Origin of the sequence: Superficieibacter sp. (assembly GCF_032071645.1) — a bacterium.
GTDB lineage: Bacteria > Pseudomonadota > Gammaproteobacteria > Enterobacterales > Enterobacteriaceae > Superficieibacter.
Window position 1 is genome coordinate 349,421 of the sequence record NZ_DAMAPU010000001.1, and the last position, 17,752, is coordinate 367,172.

General features: G+C 51.4%; 20 protein-coding genes. 8 read left to right on the forward strand and 12 right to left on the reverse strand.

Translation table 11 applies throughout. The annotated features are described in order from the left end of the window. Window positions 1-51: 51 nt before the first annotated feature. From RT197_RS01875 to rluE, 8 genes are all read right to left on the reverse strand, one after another. A complete protein-coding gene (locus RT197_RS01875) occupies window positions 52-1,173 on the reverse strand; it encodes a cupin domain-containing protein (protein WP_312946712.1) in 1,122 nt (373 codons plus the stop codon). A gap of 86 nt (window positions 1,174-1,259) precedes the next feature. Continuing rightward, window positions 1,260-2,726, reverse strand: coding sequence for a two-component system sensor histidine kinase PhoQ (gene phoQ, locus RT197_RS01880; RefSeq protein WP_312946714.1), 1,467 nt, complete (start codon window positions 2,724-2,726; stop codon window positions 1,260-1,262). Then, complete coding sequence (phoP, locus tag RT197_RS01885) at window positions 2,723-3,397, reverse strand: two-component system response regulator PhoP (RefSeq protein WP_312946715.1); 675 nt, start codon at window positions 3,395-3,397, stop codon at window positions 2,723-2,725. Before phoP ends, phoQ begins: the two co-directional genes overlap by 4 nt. A gap of 114 nt (window positions 3,398-3,511) precedes the next feature. Continuing rightward, window positions 3,512-4,882 carry an adenylosuccinate lyase gene (purB, locus tag RT197_RS01890; RefSeq protein WP_312946717.1) on the reverse strand — a complete coding sequence of 457 codons (1,371 nt, stop codon included), beginning with the start codon at window positions 4,880-4,882 and terminating at the stop codon, window positions 3,512-3,514. Between the two features lie 3 nt (window positions 4,883-4,885). Beyond that, entirely contained in the window at window positions 4,886-5,527 is a 642-nt protein-coding gene (hflD, locus tag RT197_RS01895) for a high frequency lysogenization protein HflD (RefSeq protein ID WP_312946720.1), read from the reverse strand. Window positions 5,528-5,584: 57 nt separating this feature from the next. After that, window positions 5,585-6,691 (reverse strand): tRNA 2-thiouridine(34) synthase MnmA, encoded by a 1,107-nt coding sequence (gene mnmA / locus RT197_RS01900; protein WP_312946722.1) that lies wholly within the window; start codon window positions 6,689-6,691, stop codon window positions 5,585-5,587. Between the two features lie 38 nt (window positions 6,692-6,729). After that, on the reverse strand, window positions 6,730-7,206 hold the full coding sequence (locus RT197_RS01905) for an NUDIX hydrolase (protein WP_312946725.1): 477 nt from the start codon (window positions 7,204-7,206) through the stop codon (window positions 6,730-6,732). A 59-nt stretch (window positions 7,207-7,265) separates the two neighbouring features. Then, window positions 7,266-7,919, reverse strand: a complete 654-nt coding sequence (gene rluE / locus RT197_RS01910) for a 23S rRNA pseudouridine(2457) synthase RluE (RefSeq protein WP_312946728.1) — start codon at window positions 7,917-7,919, stop codon at window positions 7,266-7,268. 116 nt (window positions 7,920-8,035) lie between these two features. Here rluE and icd point away from each other — a divergent pair, with 116 nt between their 5' ends. The 6 genes from icd to RT197_RS21960 all read left to right on the forward strand — a co-directional run bounded on the left by icd (window position 8,036) and on the right by RT197_RS21960 (window position 14,133). Further along, window positions 8,036-9,286: an NADP-dependent isocitrate dehydrogenase gene (gene icd / locus RT197_RS01915; protein ID WP_312946729.1), complete on the forward strand. Its 1,251-nt coding sequence runs from the start codon at window positions 8,036-8,038 to the stop codon at window positions 9,284-9,286. A 220-nt stretch (window positions 9,287-9,506) separates the two neighbouring features. Further along, the gene (locus tag RT197_RS01920) at window positions 9,507-9,974 is read left to right on the forward strand and encodes a hypothetical protein (protein ID WP_312946731.1); all 468 of its coding nucleotides are present in this window, start codon (window positions 9,507-9,509) and stop codon (window positions 9,972-9,974) included. A 358-nt stretch (window positions 9,975-10,332) separates the two neighbouring features. Beyond that, a complete protein-coding gene (locus RT197_RS01925; protein ID WP_312946732.1) occupies window positions 10,333-12,156 on the forward strand; it encodes a hypothetical protein in 1,824 nt (607 codons plus the stop codon). A gap of 843 nt (window positions 12,157-12,999) precedes the next feature. Further along, on the forward strand, window positions 13,000-13,353 hold the full coding sequence (locus RT197_RS01930) for a cupin domain-containing protein (protein ID WP_312946735.1): 354 nt from the start codon (window positions 13,000-13,002) through the stop codon (window positions 13,351-13,353). Window positions 13,354-13,470: 117 nt separating this feature from the next. After that, window positions 13,471-13,731, forward strand: a complete 261-nt coding sequence (locus RT197_RS01935; protein WP_312946737.1) for a DUF2534 family protein — start codon at window positions 13,471-13,473, stop codon at window positions 13,729-13,731. Window positions 13,732-13,971: 240 nt separating this feature from the next. Continuing rightward, window positions 13,972-14,133 (forward strand): four-helix bundle copper-binding protein, encoded by a 162-nt coding sequence (locus RT197_RS21960; RefSeq protein ID WP_409529665.1) that lies wholly within the window; start codon window positions 13,972-13,974, stop codon window positions 14,131-14,133. A gap of 44 nt (window positions 14,134-14,177) precedes the next feature. On the opposite strand, the gene RT197_RS01945 is transcribed toward RT197_RS21960, so the two are convergent. After that, entirely contained in the window at window positions 14,178-14,843 is a 666-nt protein-coding gene (locus tag RT197_RS01945; protein ID WP_312946742.1) for an epoxyqueuosine reductase QueH, read from the reverse strand. Between the two features lie 245 nt (window positions 14,844-15,088). On the opposite strand from RT197_RS01945, the gene RT197_RS01950 reads away from it, so the two are divergent. Continuing rightward, entirely contained in the window at window positions 15,089-15,310 is a 222-nt protein-coding gene (locus tag RT197_RS01950) for a cold-shock protein (protein WP_312946745.1), read from the forward strand. A 44-nt stretch (window positions 15,311-15,354) separates the two neighbouring features. Here RT197_RS01950 and yoaJ read toward each other — a convergent pair whose 3' ends face one another. Both yoaJ and RT197_RS01955 read right to left on the reverse strand, forming a co-directional pair. Next, complete coding sequence (gene yoaJ / locus RT197_RS21965) at window positions 15,355-15,429, reverse strand: protein YoaJ (RefSeq protein ID WP_409529674.1); 75 nt, start codon at window positions 15,427-15,429, stop codon at window positions 15,355-15,357. Window positions 15,430-15,499: 70 nt separating this feature from the next. Next, window positions 15,500-16,516 (reverse strand): sensor domain-containing diguanylate cyclase, encoded by a 1,017-nt coding sequence (locus RT197_RS01955; protein WP_312946747.1) that lies wholly within the window; start codon window positions 16,514-16,516, stop codon window positions 15,500-15,502. 292 nt (window positions 16,517-16,808) lie between these two features. On the opposite strand from RT197_RS01955, the gene RT197_RS01960 reads away from it, so the two are divergent. Beyond that, window positions 16,809-17,042 carry a DUF333 domain-containing protein gene (locus RT197_RS01960; protein WP_312946750.1) on the forward strand — a complete coding sequence of 78 codons (234 nt, stop codon included), beginning with the start codon at window positions 16,809-16,811 and terminating at the stop codon, window positions 17,040-17,042. Between the two features lie 57 nt (window positions 17,043-17,099). Here RT197_RS01960 and RT197_RS01965 read toward each other — a convergent pair whose 3' ends face one another. After that, complete coding sequence (locus RT197_RS01965) at window positions 17,100-17,609, reverse strand: DUF523 domain-containing protein (RefSeq protein ID WP_312946753.1); 510 nt, start codon at window positions 17,607-17,609, stop codon at window positions 17,100-17,102. Between the last annotated feature and the right edge of the window lie 143 nt (window positions 17,610-17,752).

Here is a 17,752-nt window from a genome sequence, read left to right on the forward strand (position 1 = left end):
CAAAACAGGCCGGGCAGCGTTATGCCGCCCGGCATTGATTGATATTAACGCTTAATCTTCAAAGAACCAGTAGCCGCTATTCACCAGCGCAGCCAGCATGGCGAGGAACGACGGATCTTCCAGCGCATCGCCAAACAGCGTCTCGTTGAGCACGATATGGCTGGCTAACGCTTCCAGTGCCGGACGGTGAGGGGAGTCGATCTTCTCGCCGTTAGCAAATACCTCATCCCCAATGCGCAGCACGCGCAGGCCACCCAGACGCACCAGCTTGTCGCCCTGTTTGAGCGCATCGTAAATCTCATCCGGCTGATACGGCGGCTCCGGCGGGGCAATATCCAGCTCGTGGCGGGCCTGGGTAATAAATTCGCCGAACCACTGATTGAAATGCCCCGGTTCATTAAGCAGATCCAGCATCATACCGCGCAGTTTATCCAGTTCCTGCGGGAGAATATCGGCCGGATGCTCGCGGGACGGGATATCCGGGTCACTGTAGCGGAAGCTGCCCAGTTCACGCTGAAGCACGTAGTCGGCAAAACCGCTGATCAGTTCCCGGGCGTTAGGCGCATGGAAACCGACCGAATAGTTCATCGAATTCTCCAGCGAATAACCCTCGTGCGGGAATCCGGGTGGAATATAGAGAATATCGCCCGGCTCCAGCTCTTCGTCGATAATCGCTTCAAACGGATCGACCTGAAGTAAATCAGGATGCGGGCAGTGCTGTTTCATCGGCACTTTTTCGCCCACGCGCCAGCGGCGGCGGCCCATGCCCTGAATAATAAATACGTCGTACTGATCGAGATGCGGGCCAACGCCGCCGCCCGGCACGGAGAAGGAGATCATTAAATCATCCACCCGCCAGTCAGGAAGCGCGCGGAACGGACGCATTAGCGCCGCCGTCGGTTCATGCCACTGATTCACCGCCTGCACCAGCAGGGACCAGTCGTTTTCACCGAGGTGATCGTAGCTTTCAAAAGGACCGTGGCTGAGCTGCCATTTACCGTCCTGATGACTCACCAGGCGGCTATCGACTTCGCTTTCCATCGCCAGGCCAGCCAGTTCGTCGGGAGAGAGAGGGTCAACAAAATCGGTGAAACCCCGTTTCAGCACCACCGGGCGTTTTTGCCAGTAGCGCTCAATAAAATCGGGCCAGTTTAATGCTAATTGATAATCCATAATAGTTTCCCGCAGGCTCGTGACTGAAGGGGATTATAACGGATGGCGGCCAGGAACGATGCAGGCGGGGAAAGAAAAAAGCGCCGTCAGCTCTCTTTGCTGTCAGGGTGCTGGCGACCAAAAATCACCTCCATGCGCGCGCCGCCGAGCAGGCTTTCTCCGGTCAGAATACTGCCGTTGTACTGCTCGACAATTTCTCTGGCGACGGAAAGCCCTACGCCCTGACCGGGCCGGAGCGTATCAATACGCTGCCCGCGATCGAAAACCAGTTCGCGTTTGCTCTGCGGAATACCCGGTCCATCATCTTCAATAATGATATGCAGATGGTTGTCGGTCTGGCGGGCGGAAATCTCGACGAACTCCAGACAGTATTTGCAGGCGTTATCCAGCACGTTGCCGGTCACTTCCATAAAGTCGTTTTTCTCGCCGACAAAACTGATTTCCGGGGAGATATCCAGCGTAATGCTGACGCCTTTGCGCTGGTAAACTTTGTTCATTGCCGAGCTAAGATTATCAAGCAGCGAGGCGACCGGGTGCAGTTCGCGGCTCAGCATGACATTGCCGCCGCGCATACTGGCGCGATGCAGGTAGTAACCAATTTGCTGGGAAATGCGGCTGATCTGATCCAGCATTAATGGCTCGGCATCGGCAACGCTGATCTTATCGCCGCGCAGCGAGCGCAGGGTGCTTTGCAGTACCGCCAGCGGTGTTTTCAGGCTGTGGGTGAGATCGGTGAGGGTGGTCCGGTATTTGTCGTAGCGTTCGCGTTCGCTTTTCAGCAGCTGGTTAAGATTGTTTACCAGGCTGGTCAGTTCGCGGGTGGTTTCCGGGTTGAGCGCCTCGCGGTGGTGCTCTTCAAGTTCGCGCACTTCCTTCGCCAGCGCCTCGATAGGCCGCAGGCTCCACCAGGCGGCGAGCCACAGCAGCGGGATCACCAGCAGGAAATTGGCAATCAGCACATACAAAAACCAGTTCCAGACCATGTAAGAGCTTTTCAGCTCAACAGGGATGGTGTCGATAATGACAATGGTTAATGGCGGCATTCTGGCGGTGGCAGGGTAGAGGTTAACCGCCACAGAGTGAGTCATTTCGTAATCGGGATCTTCATCCCGACGCAGTTCATTAAGCCTTTGCTGAACGTCATTATCGTCATGCAGCAGCATACTGCTAAAATCGATATCGGCTTCAATCTCCTGAAAACCGTTGCTCTTTAGCCACTCGGGGCGAATGCGCTTAACCAGCCAGGGAACGTCACGCTGCGACCACAGCAGCCGCCCGTCAGCATCATAAATCAGCGCGATGGACGGACTTTGCTGGGCCAGATTATCGGGAAGGTCGATGTCCAGAGCGCCGTTTTCCCATTTTGCGAGGGTATAAAATAAATTACTCTCGCCGCGCAGCAGGCGGTAAGTCGTTTTGTCGAAGCTGACGCTGTAGCCCACCAGCGCCACCATGCCGTAAGCCAGCGACAGGATCAGCACCACCGCCGCCGTCGCCAGCAGAAAACGTCCGCGTAAAGAGAGCGGCCAGAAATGGCGCAGCAATCGATTCATGCCGGAAGTTCGAACCGATAACCCTGGCCGCGCACGGTGGTAATCACCTCGTGCGGGTAGCGATGCTGAATTTTTTTGCGCAGGCGACCCATTAAGACATCAATCGTATGGCTTTCACGCAGTTCGGCGTCCGGGTACAGTTGCAGCATGAGCGCATCTTTGCTGACCACTTTGCCATGATTACGGATCAGCGTTTCCATAATGGTATATTCAAAGGCGGTAAGCTTAATGGCTTCCTCGCTGACCGAAAGCTCGCGGCGGGAAAGATCCAACTGAAACGGCGGCATGGAAATCACCTGCGAGGCCAGCCCGCTATTACGCCGCAGCAGCGCCTGCATTCGTGCCGCCACTTCTTCGATGTGAAACGGTTTGGTGACGTAATCATCGGCCCCCGCGCTCAGCACTTCGACTTTATCCTGCCAGCCTTCACGCGCGGTCAGCACCAGCAGCGGGAGAGAGATATTATGGCCGCGCCAGCGACGGATCAGCGATAAACCGTCTTCATCCGGCAGCCCCAGATCCACAATCGCAATATCCGGGAGATGCTCGCCGAGATAATAATCCGCCTCTTTTGCATCTTCGGCAGCATCGACCTGATGACCCAGCTCCTGAAGCTGAACTTTAAGATGGTGACGCAGCAGGGGGTTATCTTCCACAACGAGTACGCGCATGTCTCTTTCCTCACATAAAGATCGGTAACAGTTTAACGCACAGAGATAAATAATGATTCAACCAGCGGGCAGTAACGCCCTCTTTTCTGACAGAAAAGAGGGCGGAAAGGGAGATTATTTCAGTTCATCGACCATCGTGACGGCGCGGCCAATATAGTTGGCTGGCGTCATCGCTTTCAGGCGCGTTTTTTCTTCTTCCGGCAATGCAAGACCGTCAATAAACTGCTTCATGCCTTCCGCATCCACGCGCTTGCCGCGTGTCAGCTCTTTCAGTTTTTCATACGGTTTTTCAATGCCGTAACGGCGCATCACGGTCTGAATCGGTTCGGCCAGCACTTCCCAGTTATGATCCAGTTCATCGAGCAGGCGTTCGCGGTTCACTTCCAGTTTGCTGACACCCTTCAGGGTGGACTGATAGGCGATCAGCGCATAGCCTACGCCCACGCCGAGGTTACGCAGGACGGTGGAGTCGGTGAGGTCACGCTGCCAGCGGGAAACCGGCAGTTTGCTTGCCAGGTGCTGTAGCACTGCATTAGAAAGCCCCAGATTGCCTTCGGAGTTTTCAAAGTCGATGGGGTTTACTTTATGCGGCATGGTGGACGAGCCGATTTCGCCGGCAATGGTTTTCTGTTTGAAATGGTTCAGCGCCACATAGCCCCAGATATCGCGGTCGAAATCAATGAGGATGGTGTTGAAACGCGCGATGCAATCAAACAGCTCGGCAATGTAATCGTGCGGTTCGATTTGCGTGGTGTACGGGTTCCACTGGATGCCCAGCGAGGTGACGAACTCTTCGCTGAACCGGTGCCAGTCAACTTCCGGGTAAGCGGCAATATGGGCATTGTAGTTGCCGACCGCGCCGTTAATTTTGCCGAGGATCTCAACCTGAGCAAGCTGGCGGTACTGACGCTCCATACGATACGCGACGTTTGCCATCTCTTTACCCAGCGTTGACGGTGTCGCGGGCTGACCGTGCGTGCGTGACAGCAGGGGAATATCGCGGTACTGGACGGCGAGATCCTGAACGGCATCAATGATCTTGCGCCAGTAAGGCAGGATCACCTCTTCGCGAGCGGTTTTCAGCATCAGCGCGTGGGAAAGGTTATTGATATCTTCAGAGGTGCAGGCGAAGTGAATGAATTCTGAAACCGCGTGCAGTTCCGCGACGTCAGCCACTTTCTCTTTCAGGAAATATTCAACGGCCTTCACATCATGATTGGTGGTGCGCTCAATGGTTTTAATACGTGCCGCATCGGCCTCGCTAAATTCCGCGACGATTTTATCAAGGAAACCGTTTGCGTCGGCAGCAAATGAAGGAACTTCCTTAATCGCTGCGTGCGCGGCCAGCTTTTGCAGCCAGCGAACTTCAACCTGAACGCGAAATTTCAGCAAACCGTATTCGCTGAAAATAGCGCGCAGCGCGCTGACTTTATCGCCATAGCGTCCATCGACAGGGGAAACGGCGGTCAGTGAGGATAATTCCATAAATCACAACTCCGGGGTTAGATGAGCGAGAATATGTTTGGCCTGGGTAAGCAGGCGATTGCGGGAAAACATGAGTTGCAGGCGGCTGCCGCCAACCTGATGCCACAGCACTGCGGCGCGAATACCGGCCAGAAGGGCCGAGCGGACTTTAGCCTGCACCTGCGGGCTTTGCAGCACAGCAGGGGAGCCAGTCACCTGGATGCGCGGACCCAGCGGACTGATCACATCAACATAAATGCCTTCCATCGCGCTAAGCAGGGTTTCAGACTGCAAATCAAAATGGTCGAGCTGGCGCTGTAAACCGGAAATGCTGGTGCCCAGTTTATCCATCGCGCCGCGTGCGGCGTTAAGCTTCCGCTCCAGCACCATCAGGCTGAGGGTATAACGGGTGAGTTCAGCGTTTAGCCCCTGACGGCTGCTGGCGTTCAGCACGCCGAGCAGGGTTTCCAGGCCGAGGCGCAAATTGGCTTCGCTGCCCCCGAACACGCCAAGCGTTGAGTCCGGGTTGAGGTCAATGATGCTGTTCAGCGAAACGTGCAGGGCGTCGCTATCGCAATGACCCTGATGCGCCAGTTGTTGCACCAGACGGGCTGACTGGCAAATGCCCGCCAGCGCCAGGGTGATGTCATAATAGTTCTTCGCCACACTCACTCCTTGTTTATACCCGCGTATACGATGGGCATAACGAAATCATTGCTGAAATTAAAGCGGCAGCGGCAGGCGCTGCTCAATAATACCGCCGCCGAGGCAAACCTCGTCCTGATAAAAGACCGCAGACTGGCCCGGCGTTACCGCAGAGACCGGCTCGTCGAAGCGAACCTCAATACGGTCTGCATCCAGCGCGGTGACGGTGCAGGGGATATCAGTCTGACGGTAGCGGGTTTTCACCGTACAGCGCACGGTGCCGGTCAGCGGCAGACGGTCAACCCAGTGCAGTTGTTGGGCGATCAGGCCGACCGACATCAGGCGCGGATGCTCATGACCCTGCGCGACCACCAGCACGTTGTTTTCAACGTCTTTATCAACGACGTACCACGGGTCTTCGCTACCTTCTTTGGTGCCGCCGATCCCCAGCCCTTTGCGCTGTCCGAGCGTGTGATACATCAGCCCCTGATGCTGACCGATTTCTTCACCGTCAACGGTGATGATTTTTCCCGGCTGGGCGGGAAGATAGCGGCCGAGAAACTCGCGGAATTTACGCTCGCCGATAAAGCAGATGCCGGTCGAGTCCTTTTTCTTCGCGGTGATCAGGTCCAGTTCTTCGGCGATTTTACGCACCTGCGGCTTTTCCAGTTCGCCGACCGGGAACAGGCTTTGCGCGATCTGCTCATGGCCCAGCGTGTAGAGGAAATAGCTTTGATCTTTGTTGCCATCCAGCCCGCGCAGCAGGCGGCTTTTGCCGTCAACGTCGGCGCGGCGCACGTAGTGACCGGTCGCGATATAGTCCGCGCCCAGATCTTCAGCGGCAAATTCGAGAAAGGCCTTAAACTTGATTTCTTTATTGCACAGAATGTCCGGGTTTGGCGTCCGGCCTGCTTTGTACTCTTCGAGAAAATGCTCGAAGACGTTATCCCAGTATTCTGCGGCAAAATTGACGGTATGCAGTTCAATGCCGAGTTTGTCACAGACCGCCTGCGCATCTGCCAGATCGGCGGCTGCAGTGCAATATTCCTCGCCGTCATCTTCTTCCCAGTTCTTCATGAACAGGCCTTCCACGTGATAGCCCTGTTGCAGGAGCAGGTACGCAGAAACGGAAGAATCGACACCGCCGGACATACCGACGATCACTTTTTTTGGGCTTTCAGACATAGGAATACTCACAACATTGAACTTCAGGGCGGCGTATTTTAGCACGCGCCCCCTGACTTGACACCCTCTGTAAACGGCCAGTTAAATTCACCGATCAGCGCCAGCGGATATTTTTGCCCGTTTTGCCAGCTATGAATACTCTCCGCCACCAGCGGCGAGCGCAGGTTACGGGCCTGTAAAATCTCGTCCGCGCTGACCCACAGACAGCGGTCAATATCGCTATCGTGCGGTTCGGTGGCGCATATTTTGTTAAGTTCGATGGCGAACAGAAAGCGTAAAAACGGCGTTTTATCAGGCGCGATCCACTGATGCAGGCGGATAAAATGCTGCGGCTCAGCCACGATCCCGGTCTCTTCCCACAGCTCGCGCTTTGCCGCCTGTACCAGAGTTTCATCGGCTTCCAGATGGCCAGCGGGCTGGTTCCACAGCGCTTTGCCGTTGATTGTTTCTTCGACGACTAAAAACTTGTCTTCTGCATGAACGATGCAGGCGACGGTGACGTGAGGTTTGAACATGGTTATTCCTTCGTTTTCAAAGCAAAGATAATTTCGCACTTTTCATGCGTGGCATATGCTTATTGGCTTGCTTCCCGCCACTCGCCGTTCGCCAGTCCGTCCAGGGTATAGTCGCCCGTGGCATAGCGGATCAGCCGCAGCGTTGGGTAACCGACGTGGGCGGTCATGCGTCGTACCTGTCGATTTCGCCCTTCGTAAAGGGTGATTTTCAGCCATGAAGTCGGAATCGATTTCCGTTCGCGGATCGGCGGATTGCGTGGCCATAACCATTCCGGTTCACTCACCCGCTCAACGCCTGCGGGCAGGGTAGGACCATCGTTGAGCGTGACACCGTCACGCAATGCGGCCAGCGCTTCGGACGTCGGCTCGCCTTCAACCTGAACATAATAGATTTTCCCGGTACGTTTGCCCGGCTGGGTCAGACGTGCCTGCAAAGCGCCATCGCTGGTCAGTACCAGCAGCCCTTCGCTATCGCGATCCAGTCGTCCCGCCGCGTAAACGCCACTGACCGGAATAAAATCCTTCAGCGTGCGGCGTCCCGCTTCGTCAGTAAACTGCGGCAGCACATCATAAGGTTTATTAAACAGGATTGTCCGCTGCGGCAGGTTTTCCCGTCGACTTCTGGCATCTTGTTGTGAGCTGAATCGCTTAAGGCGGTGATTTGTAAAAGAAGTTTTGCGCATAGTATTTTCATAGGTTATCAATTGCCGCATTATAGCGTAATGATCAATGCCTTTCATGGAACCAAACTATCAGGTAGTATTGAACGGCTTATTACAAATCATTAACAAAAATCAGTAACAACCAGAAGCGCTCGAAGGAGAGGTGAATGGAAAGCAAAGTAGTTGTTCCGGCGGAAGGTAGTAAAATCACCCTGCAAAACGGCAAGCTGAACGTTCCGAATAACCCGATTATCCCCTTCATTGAAGGTGATGGTATCGGTGTTGACGTCACGCCAGCGATGCTGAAAGTGGTCGATGCCGCTGTTGAAAAAGCCTATAAAGGCGAGCGTAAGATCTCCTGGATGGAGATTTATACCGGTGAAAAATCTACCCAGGTTTATGGCCAGGACGTCTGGCTGCCCCCTGAAACGCTTGATCTGATCCGCGAGTATCGCGTTGCCATCAAAGGCCCGCTGACCACCCCGGTCGGTGGCGGTATTCGCTCTCTGAACGTGGCCCTGCGCCAGGAATTAGACCTCTACGTCTGCCTGCGTCCGGTACGTTATTACCAGGGCACGCCAAGCCCGGTAAAACACCCTGAACTGACCGATATGGTTATCTTCCGTGAAAACTCCGAAGATATTTACGCCGGTATTGAGTGGAAAGCTGACTCTGCCGAAGCAGAAAAGGTCATCAAGTTCCTGCGTGAAGAAATGGGCGTGAAAAAAATCCGCTTCCCGGAGCATTGCGGTATTGGTATCAAACCCTGCTCTGAAGAAGGCACCAAACGCCTGGTGCGCGCGGCTATCGAATATGCTATCACCAACGATCGCGATTCGTTAACCCTGGTCCATAAAGGCAACATCATGAAGTTCACCGAAGGCGCGTTCAAAGACTGGGGCTACCAGCTTGCGCGTGAAGAGTTCGGCGGCGAACTGATTGACGGCGGCCCGTGGCTGAAAATCAAAAACCCGAAAACCGGCAAAGATATCATCGTTAAAGATGTGATCGCCGATGCGTTCCTCCAGCAGATCCTGCTGCGTCCGGCTGAATACGACGTTATTGCCTGTATGAACCTCAATGGCGACTATATTTCCGACGCGCTGGCCGCTCAGGTTGGTGGTATCGGGATTGCGCCAGGGGCTAACATTGGTGACGAGTGCGCGCTGTTTGAAGCCACGCACGGTACCGCACCGAAATATGCCGGTCAGGATAAAGTTAACCCTGGCTCTATCATCCTCTCCGCCGAGATGATGCTGCGTCATATGGAATGGTTCGAAGCCGCAGACCTGATCGTTAAAGGCACCGAAGGCGCAATCGCCGCGAAGACCGTGACCTATGACTTTGAGCGTCTGATGGAAGGCGCTAAGCTGCTGAAATGTTCAGAGTTTGGCGACGCGATCATCGAGAATATGTAATTAGTCACGCGGGTTAGTGGAGAACGGGAGCCGAATGGCTCCCGTTTTTTATTGGCAGGTAAAATTTTGGCCTTAAACCATGCCGTATAAATCGTCATGCAACACACCACTTTTAGTAGTTATGACGGTTTTATCGTTCAGAAATCTGGGCGGTCATTTACATTTACAGACGAATACCAGATAGTGATGCCGGTTAAGATTAATCTCATCTGGTGACAATGTGGCTAAGAAATTTACTGCGTTATTTATAGTATTGATGGTTTCAGGATGTGCGACCCAGAAACAACAAATGCCCTATGAAAATTATCAAAAAATTGCCTTATACGAAGTCGCCGCTGACAAATGCGTTGCGCTGGGTTTTATGGATGTTCAGACTGCCGCTACAGCTAAGAATTTCCTGGCGCGTGACCTGAATAGCTGGAGCTATGATCCCATGCTATATCAAAACGCATACGCTGAAAAAGTGAAAATGGCTGACGCCACGCCTCCGCAAAAAGCGCAGTGCGATTCATATGCCGTAGGGATTGCACAACGCCAGCAGAACGAGCAAACGGCCTATCAGCAACAACAGTTAGCGGCTCAGCAACAGCAGGCTTATAGCCAGACAATGCAGGCTATTCAAAACTCCACGCCTAAAACGACTTACTGCAATAAGATCGGTTGGCAGACGGTGTGTAATACCTACTAGAATATTTACCATTTTAGTAAGCGCTTATTAAACGCCACCTGACTATGGTTATGTTGGGTGGCAGCATACCCTGAAAAGTTTAAACCATTTAATAATCAAACTTCCCCTTGAGGCTTGCTTACTGGATGTTTTCAGGCGCGCTCTATTTTTACAGGGCGCCAGGATAGATGAAAAGGACAGGAGAGCATGACATTTTGTCAGCAGAGAGGCTAATAGTCTATTTTCGTTGGTAATTAGAAACAGGTGTTGTTTGCCTTTTCTTTCTACACTACTAATATTTGTAGAAGGCGTAATACGATCCCTTATTTTTTTAGGAGATCGCAATTTCTTATGTGTTATGAAAAGGAAATAAATACTTATGAATGAAAAAATATTATATGTGATCAATGATTTTGAAGCTATTAAAACGCTTTCCGGCATTGATACCAATATTATCAGGACTCGAGGTCACCACATCTTCGGTGTAGGTTCAGCCTTGTATCAGAAAGATGCTTCAACCGGTATCCCTTCATCGGGTGATGAATCAAAAGTTTTTGATGCTGACGGAAATGGCTGGACTCTCGATCAAGGGCAAATAATTGATGCTAAAATGTTTGGATTGGTAGGGTTTGGGGATAACCAAACGGATGAAACTTCAGCATTTATAAAAATGCTGACCTATTCTTCAAATCATGGGATAAAAGTGAGTGTGCCAGAAGGAGAGTATGGCTACTATCTTTTGGGTGAAGTTCACGTTCCTGATAATACTTATGTGGAGTTTTCCCCTCAGGCAGTGATTAAAGCCAGGGACGATCTGCGGCAAACATTTAAAAATACCGTTCCTTTCGAAGTATTATTCAGATTTAGTGACACCAAAGGTGCTAACTGGCATTGCAATCGCGCCAGAATGTACTATGACAAAAGTAAATACTCTGGTGAACATAATCATATTTTTATGTTTGACGGCGCTTCAGACTTGTTTATCCATGATCCATTTTGTCAGGATGCTGGCGGTGATGGTTTTTATGTTGGTGGACGTTTTTCCACGGCTAAGCACTGCACTAATATTCACTTGTTCCGTCCGTACTCATCGCAGGCCCGCAGAAATAATCTGTCAGTTACATCGTGCGATGGCCTTTTCGTCTACAGCTATGATTTTCGTTCCGCAGGGATAAACGGAGGGAACCCTTCCGGCCCTTGTGCAGGTATTGACGTTGAACCAGAGACTTATACAGATGCGCTGCGGGTAAGGTTTTATGATGGCAGGACACAAGACAATCTGCGGCAGGGTATGGTTTTTGCTATGACGAAATTGCCAGAGGGTGTCATTGTCGATATACAGGTAGAAAATCCGTACTCATATAGTGACAGTAGAGGGTTTGAGTTTACACGTCTGAAGGCTATTCACAATGGTGTTATCAGGCTGGTAGCGCCAGTTGCAGAAAAGAGCCGGTATGCGTCGTTTCATAGTATAAACAGTTCAGCTACAGGAATTCTTTGTGAAATAATCTGCCCACTGGCGGTGGATCCATCAATATCGACTGATGCACAGAATGGAGGTGGAGCCGCATACTACTTCAATAATTTCAATGATGCGTCACCGGAAGAAATATATCCGCAAAAATTTGGTGGTATAAGACTGGTTAGTCCTGCTATAAAATATATGGCAGCTACGTCCAGACCTAATTATTGTGTAAGGGTTAATATAACCTCATCTACGATAAATGAAGTGGAGAATATTCAGGCTGATAATATCGAGATAAAAGCTCCTCTTTTTAAAAGAAGTGATTATGCGGTTGATTGCTTAAATGTCACTGTACCTTCTGGATTGAATTATAATCCTGTGCTTAATATTATTTTTGATTCAGAATATGATTACAGGAAAGATAATGTTGGCAATGGATTTAATGCCAGAAGCTACCCCAGCGGATACTTTACAAACTATGGATCCACCCAGAACATTACAATCAATCTGAATGATGCCGTTCCGGGAAGAACTTATAAATTTCTGGTACTGATGGCAATGCCATTCATCGTGAATCCTGGCGGAGAAAATGTTCTCCCGGCTATCAGTGCGAACACAGGAAATCAGCGGCTAATTTCTAATGTAGTAGGTTCTCGGCTTGAATTGTTGTGCGAAGATATAGGTGGTACCGCAACTTGGATCATAAAATCCATGACAGGCACATGGAACGTTGCATAACATCGAAAGATGAAGTAATTAAAACCAACCTCTTACGGTTGGTTTTTTATAAGTTAGATAAAGGTACGGCTATGTCAATGATCTGAAGTTCCTAATGTGATTTTCCATAGACCGCGATAACCCTCACAGATCCAGCCACCGTACATAACTTTATTTTTACATGTGCCATAAGGGGTTGCGGTACAGTTATCGTTTCCTTTCAGGGTATATACACCCGGTGAATCTTCATAGTCACTGTAAACAAATTCACCGTATTCGGTTAGGTATGTAACAGATATTATTTTACCATCTATACTTACTTTACATGGATGATCAATCTTGGGTTAATCATCCATATAAAGTGTATGCATCAGGCATTTATCGAATATGGGTATATAAAATACTCAAATAAGTTGTTGAGGTGGTTATCAAACTTATACGATTCACTGCAAAAAAAGCCAGTAAGTATAGTATCAGAAAATTGTCTTAATAGTGAAATATAAATTATTAACTAATATAATAAATGTGTTGTGGTTTTTCTTCAAGTAGTGAAAAAGCCATTACCGCGTCATATGCCTCTTATGAAGGTGGAAGCTGAGCAGGAGCGTCTGGCATATCTGGTAAGCTTAAACTCGTTGAGCTACAGATACACGACCGGTGGAACAACTGGTTGCGTCAGGACGACTCAACTCCCCCGATGCTGCCCAAACCCAAATTCGCCACGGCTCCATAAATTCACCCAGATGTTTCATGAGCCAAGCGTCCTGTGAGGCGCTTTGTGGGTACGGTCATTAGTGCGCCTGTCAGTGCCGTGCTGAAGATATTTCTCCCACGGGAATAACTTAGCGTAAATTTGGATTTGCCATGTCGCCTGTTTACGCTATTGATAAGGTTTATCGCAAGGGAGATAAACCTATGACTGGCGGTTCGTTAGCAGCGCTGGCAGAAAAGTTGCCGGAGATCTGGACATCGACTTTATTAGGCAAAGTCAGTAACGCAAATATTAAACTCATTAGAATGGGCGGTGAAGGGATACCGGAAGAGTATCACAAGGATTTCAACGAACTGCTGGTGGTGATAGCCGGTGAGATGACGCTCATCGTTGACGGGAAAACCGCAAATCTTACGACCGGCGACTTTTACCTGATTGAGAAGAATGCAAAACATCGGGTACCAGCGGGAAGCTATGGTACGCTATTACTGATAGATGCCGAATAACGATGTCTGGTGGGGAATGCGGTTAAAATCCGCCACATTTTTACGCTGATTGGGGTTGGTCCTTGGCGCGTAGCATAGACATCCCTGACCAGCTATCACATAAGCCGGAGAATGACCATGTTGCAAAAACTACGTACCCCCGAAGGTAAAAAATTTCTTATCGCGGTGGCTATTGTTTTTGTGGTTGCGGTGACGATTATCGCCAAAGCCACCTTCCAGGGCGTAGAAGATCAGTATGATTTGCCGATGGCCAGCTGGCCGGTGTCACTGTTTATTATGCAGGGCGCATGGGTAGCCATTTACAGTATCATTTTTACCGTTCTCGGCTCGCTGCCCTTTGGGTTTTACTTCCTGGGACCCAAGGATGACCGGGGATAAAAAGCATTCGACTGGCTAACTGTCCATATTTGTGCAGACTTAATGACTCCACTCAAAGAAAACTTGAGGTGAGTTATGGATCAGGATGCCCTTAAATGTATTGAGTTATGCTACAAATGCGCGGCAATGTGTGATTTTTGTGCCGCTTCCTGTCTCAGAGACGAAGATCCCGGCAGGATGACCGAATGTATTCGTCTTGCTGTCCAGAGCGCGGGGATCTGTCGGCTCACAGCCCAGTTTATGAGTCTTGAGAGTCCCTATTTTAAGCAGTTGTGCCGCATCTGCGTGGATATCTGTAAATCTTGTGCCGAAGAGTGCGCTAAACATCAGAACGATCATTGCCAGCGCTGCGCAAAAACCTGCCGATACTGCGCCGACGCCTGCCTGAGAATGGTGGCGTAAATCCCTTCAACGCGGGGGCGCTGGCTCAACCAGCTGCCCCGGTGTCAGTCTTTGTTTTCCACTTCATCTGCGCCGTAGTAGAGCTTGCCTGACTGGATAAGCGGTCTGCCCTGCGCTTTGCGATGCAGGTTTGAGTCACGCAGCGAGTAGACGCATCCACAATACTCCTGCTGATAAAACTGCTCGCGCTTGCTGATTTCAATCATCCGCGCCGAGCCACCCTGTTTGCGCCAGTTGTAGTCCCAGTATTTCAGGCCGTAGAGGGCGGCAGCACGCTGTCCGCAGTCGTTGATCTGCTGCATATTTTTCCAGCGCGATATGCCCAGTGAACTGCTGATGATCCTGAAGCCGTGCTCTGCGGCATAAAGCGCGGTGCGCTCAAAACGCATGTCAAAGCACATTGTGCAGCGCACCCCACGCTCTGGCTCCCATTCCATCCCTTTGGCCCGCGCGAACCAGTTATCGGTGTCGTAATCGGCATCGACGAAGGGCACGCCGTGCTTTTCGGCAAAGCGGATGTTTTCGTTTTTACGCAACAGGTATTCTTTCTGCGGATGAATATTCGGATTGTAGAAAAAGATGGTGTAGTCAATCCCGGAAGCCTGGATTGCCTCCATGACTTCGCCTGAGCAGGGCGCACAGCAGGAGTGCAGCAGCAGCCGCGTTTCGTTGTCGGGCAGGGTGAGAAGGGGACGGGTAAATTCTGGCATACGTGACCTGTAATGCTGACGACATTTACCTTTAGTTTAACAATAAATGCACTGTTTTTTAACTCTGATGCCCGCGCGACGCGGCAGGGAAAATAGTGCTTGTCAGAAAATGTTATTCGTGCGTTAATGGAATGTCGGTTTGATACACAGACACAAGTACAGGCAGTTTACTAAAGTAGTTCTCACACAGATACCCTCTCTTTGAGTCTCCATTTGAAGCTTCGTTTCGCATCTGTATTCAAACCATGAATGCCATTTGGCGCTTATGTAAGGAAAGAGCTTTGAAAATACAATTCAGATGCCCGGCGTGTCACGGGTCGCAGTACAGAACGTCGCACTTTGACGTCACAGAAAAAAATCGTTTCGGTGCAAAATGCATTTTTTGTAAAACCGCAATGATCACCGGCGATGGTCTTGATGTTCCGATCATGACTCATGCCCCAAAACTGGCGGAGTACCGCCGTTAATCAGTGAGCCGGACGTGCTACCGCGTCCGGTTAAGCCCGCCGCTTCACCACCAGCCCAGCTGAGTTCCCGCCACCGCAACTACCGCCACAATCAGCATGATAATCGTCGTTTTTTTCATCAATTTAGTCCCTTCATTCGTCAATTAAACATACACCAGCGCTATAGTAACGAAACTGCCGCCAGGATGCTCAGTCGATGTGAAAAAATGTGGCGTGCCGCCGATCCCTTTTCTCCTGATACATCGCGGCATCCGCTTCACGCAGCGCGCTGTCCGCATCACGGTTAAAAGGATCTGCTTCTATCACGCCAATGCTGGCACCGGGATAAAACAGCGTGATCCCGTCAAGGTGATAAACGCCCTGAATCTGCTGGTGTAACGCGGCCTTAAACGCCTGGGGAGAAGCGGCCTGCGGCGAGCCTAAGCGGGCAACCAGAAATTCATCGCCGCCCAGTCGCCCTGTGATTTCATCGTCTTCCTGCCGGGCAGTAAGCCGCTTGCCCACGCCGATCAGAAAATCATCGCCGGTCTGATGACCATAGCGGTCATTAATCAGTTTGAAATCATTCAGGTCGATAAATGCCAGCACCACGTTGCAGTGCAGATGCCGCGCCAGCGAAAACAGGCTGGACAGTTTTTCAAACAGCGCCCGGCGGTTAGGTAACCCGGTGAGCGCGTCGGTGTAGGAGTGCGCTACCAGCGCTGCATTCGCTTCTTTCAGTTGCTCGACCAGCGATTCCCGTTCGATATGATGGGCGATCAGGCTGGCAAACAGCTCAAGGATTTGTTCCCCGCGCTCGCTGAGCGAATGCGAAGTGTCACTGGCCGCGCAGAGCGTTCCGTACAGGGAACCGTCGGTGAGGTGGATCGGCGTGCTGAGATAGGTTTTGATACCCAGATTTCGTGCCGCGTGGCAGTCTTTCCAGTGCTCATCAACCTCATTACTGAAAAAGCAGCGCTCGTCCAGCGCCCGTTTACAGAGCGTTTCATTCCACGGCACTGCCAGCCCTTCAGGTATCTGCATTTTCCGGCTGTTACGCGCGTACAGGATATGCTGCAAATGCGCTTCGTTATCAATGCGCGTCAGCCAGGTTGACTCCATTTCGGTAACAAGTTCCAGCATTTCCAGCAGGTGACGGACGAGACTTTCCAGAGTGTGATCTTTTGCCAGCGTTTGCGACACACGGGCGAGGATGAGGTCTGACATGTCAATAACAACTCCCATGCGCAACCCGAAGACTTACGCATGTTATGCGGGTTTTTTACTCGATTCAGGCATAGTAAAACATGGCTGGAGAAAATTTGATATATTCCGTTTGGCGGGAGAAATCCACGGAAAAAAAGCCCCGTAGCGAACAGCGGGGCAAAAGTTGTTGATTATGGAATGATTTGTTCTCCGGTCATGGAGAGAACAGGTCTACACTACGCTAAAAAGAAGCAGGCAAAATGAAGAAATCATGGAGATCACCTGCTAATTCCAGGTATATAAGGAAAAACTAATGACGAAATTATTCTGGCTGATATTACCGTTAACGCTGGCGGGCTGCGCAAAAGAGTCACCCGCGCCAGCAAAAGCAGGAATGGCAAACCCGGCGGCGGTCTGGTGTGTTGAAAAAGGCGGAACTCGCGTGCCGGTGCAAAGTCCGCAGGGCGTGCGCACCGAGTGCCGTTTCAGCGACGGGCAGGTATTCGATGAGTGGGAGCTGTGGCGGCGCGATCACCCCGCGCGTTGAATGCACTTTTCCCGTACGCGGTAGCCGTTGTGGGGATCAGCTTCATCATGAACGCGTTTACACTGGATCATCCTGCTCCTCGCTCTGCTCCATCCATTTAATCAGCGCCGGGATCTGCTGTTCGGAAAAAACCGCAATGCCATGTTCGCGCAGCAGCGCGGCGGCAACGCCCGTTCCCGGCCTGCGGGTGCCACTGAATCTGCCATCATAGATAAACTGACTGCCGCAGGTCGGGCTGCCGTCGGTGAGCAGCGCGGCACCGCACTGTCCGGTTATGGCGGCGTTAAGCGCCAGCCACGCCGCCAGCTGATAGTGTGCCGTAACATCCTGCCCGGTACTTTCAACGATCCGCGCCCGCCCGCGCATAACGTCGCTGCCATCTGCCGCCACGATTTCCGCCGCAGGGCGAGGCGTCTCAAGACCTGCCGCCAGTTCCGGGCAGTGGATCACCACGCGTCCCGCACGCTGCCAGCGTTCAAGCCGGGCCGTGAGGTTGGCTTTCTGGCTGCCATTGTAGCGGACGTTAAATCCCATCAGGCAGGCGCTGACCAGTAATTTATTCTTCATTGCGTTGCCAACGTTTTTGGGCTGGAATCGATAAGGGTAATGGATCTTACGGGCAGATGACAGCGCGGGCTGCGCATTGCACCTGCCAGAATTAAGAGATTGCCTTCAGGATGGAAGATCGCTAGTCTGAGGTTCCTTATGCC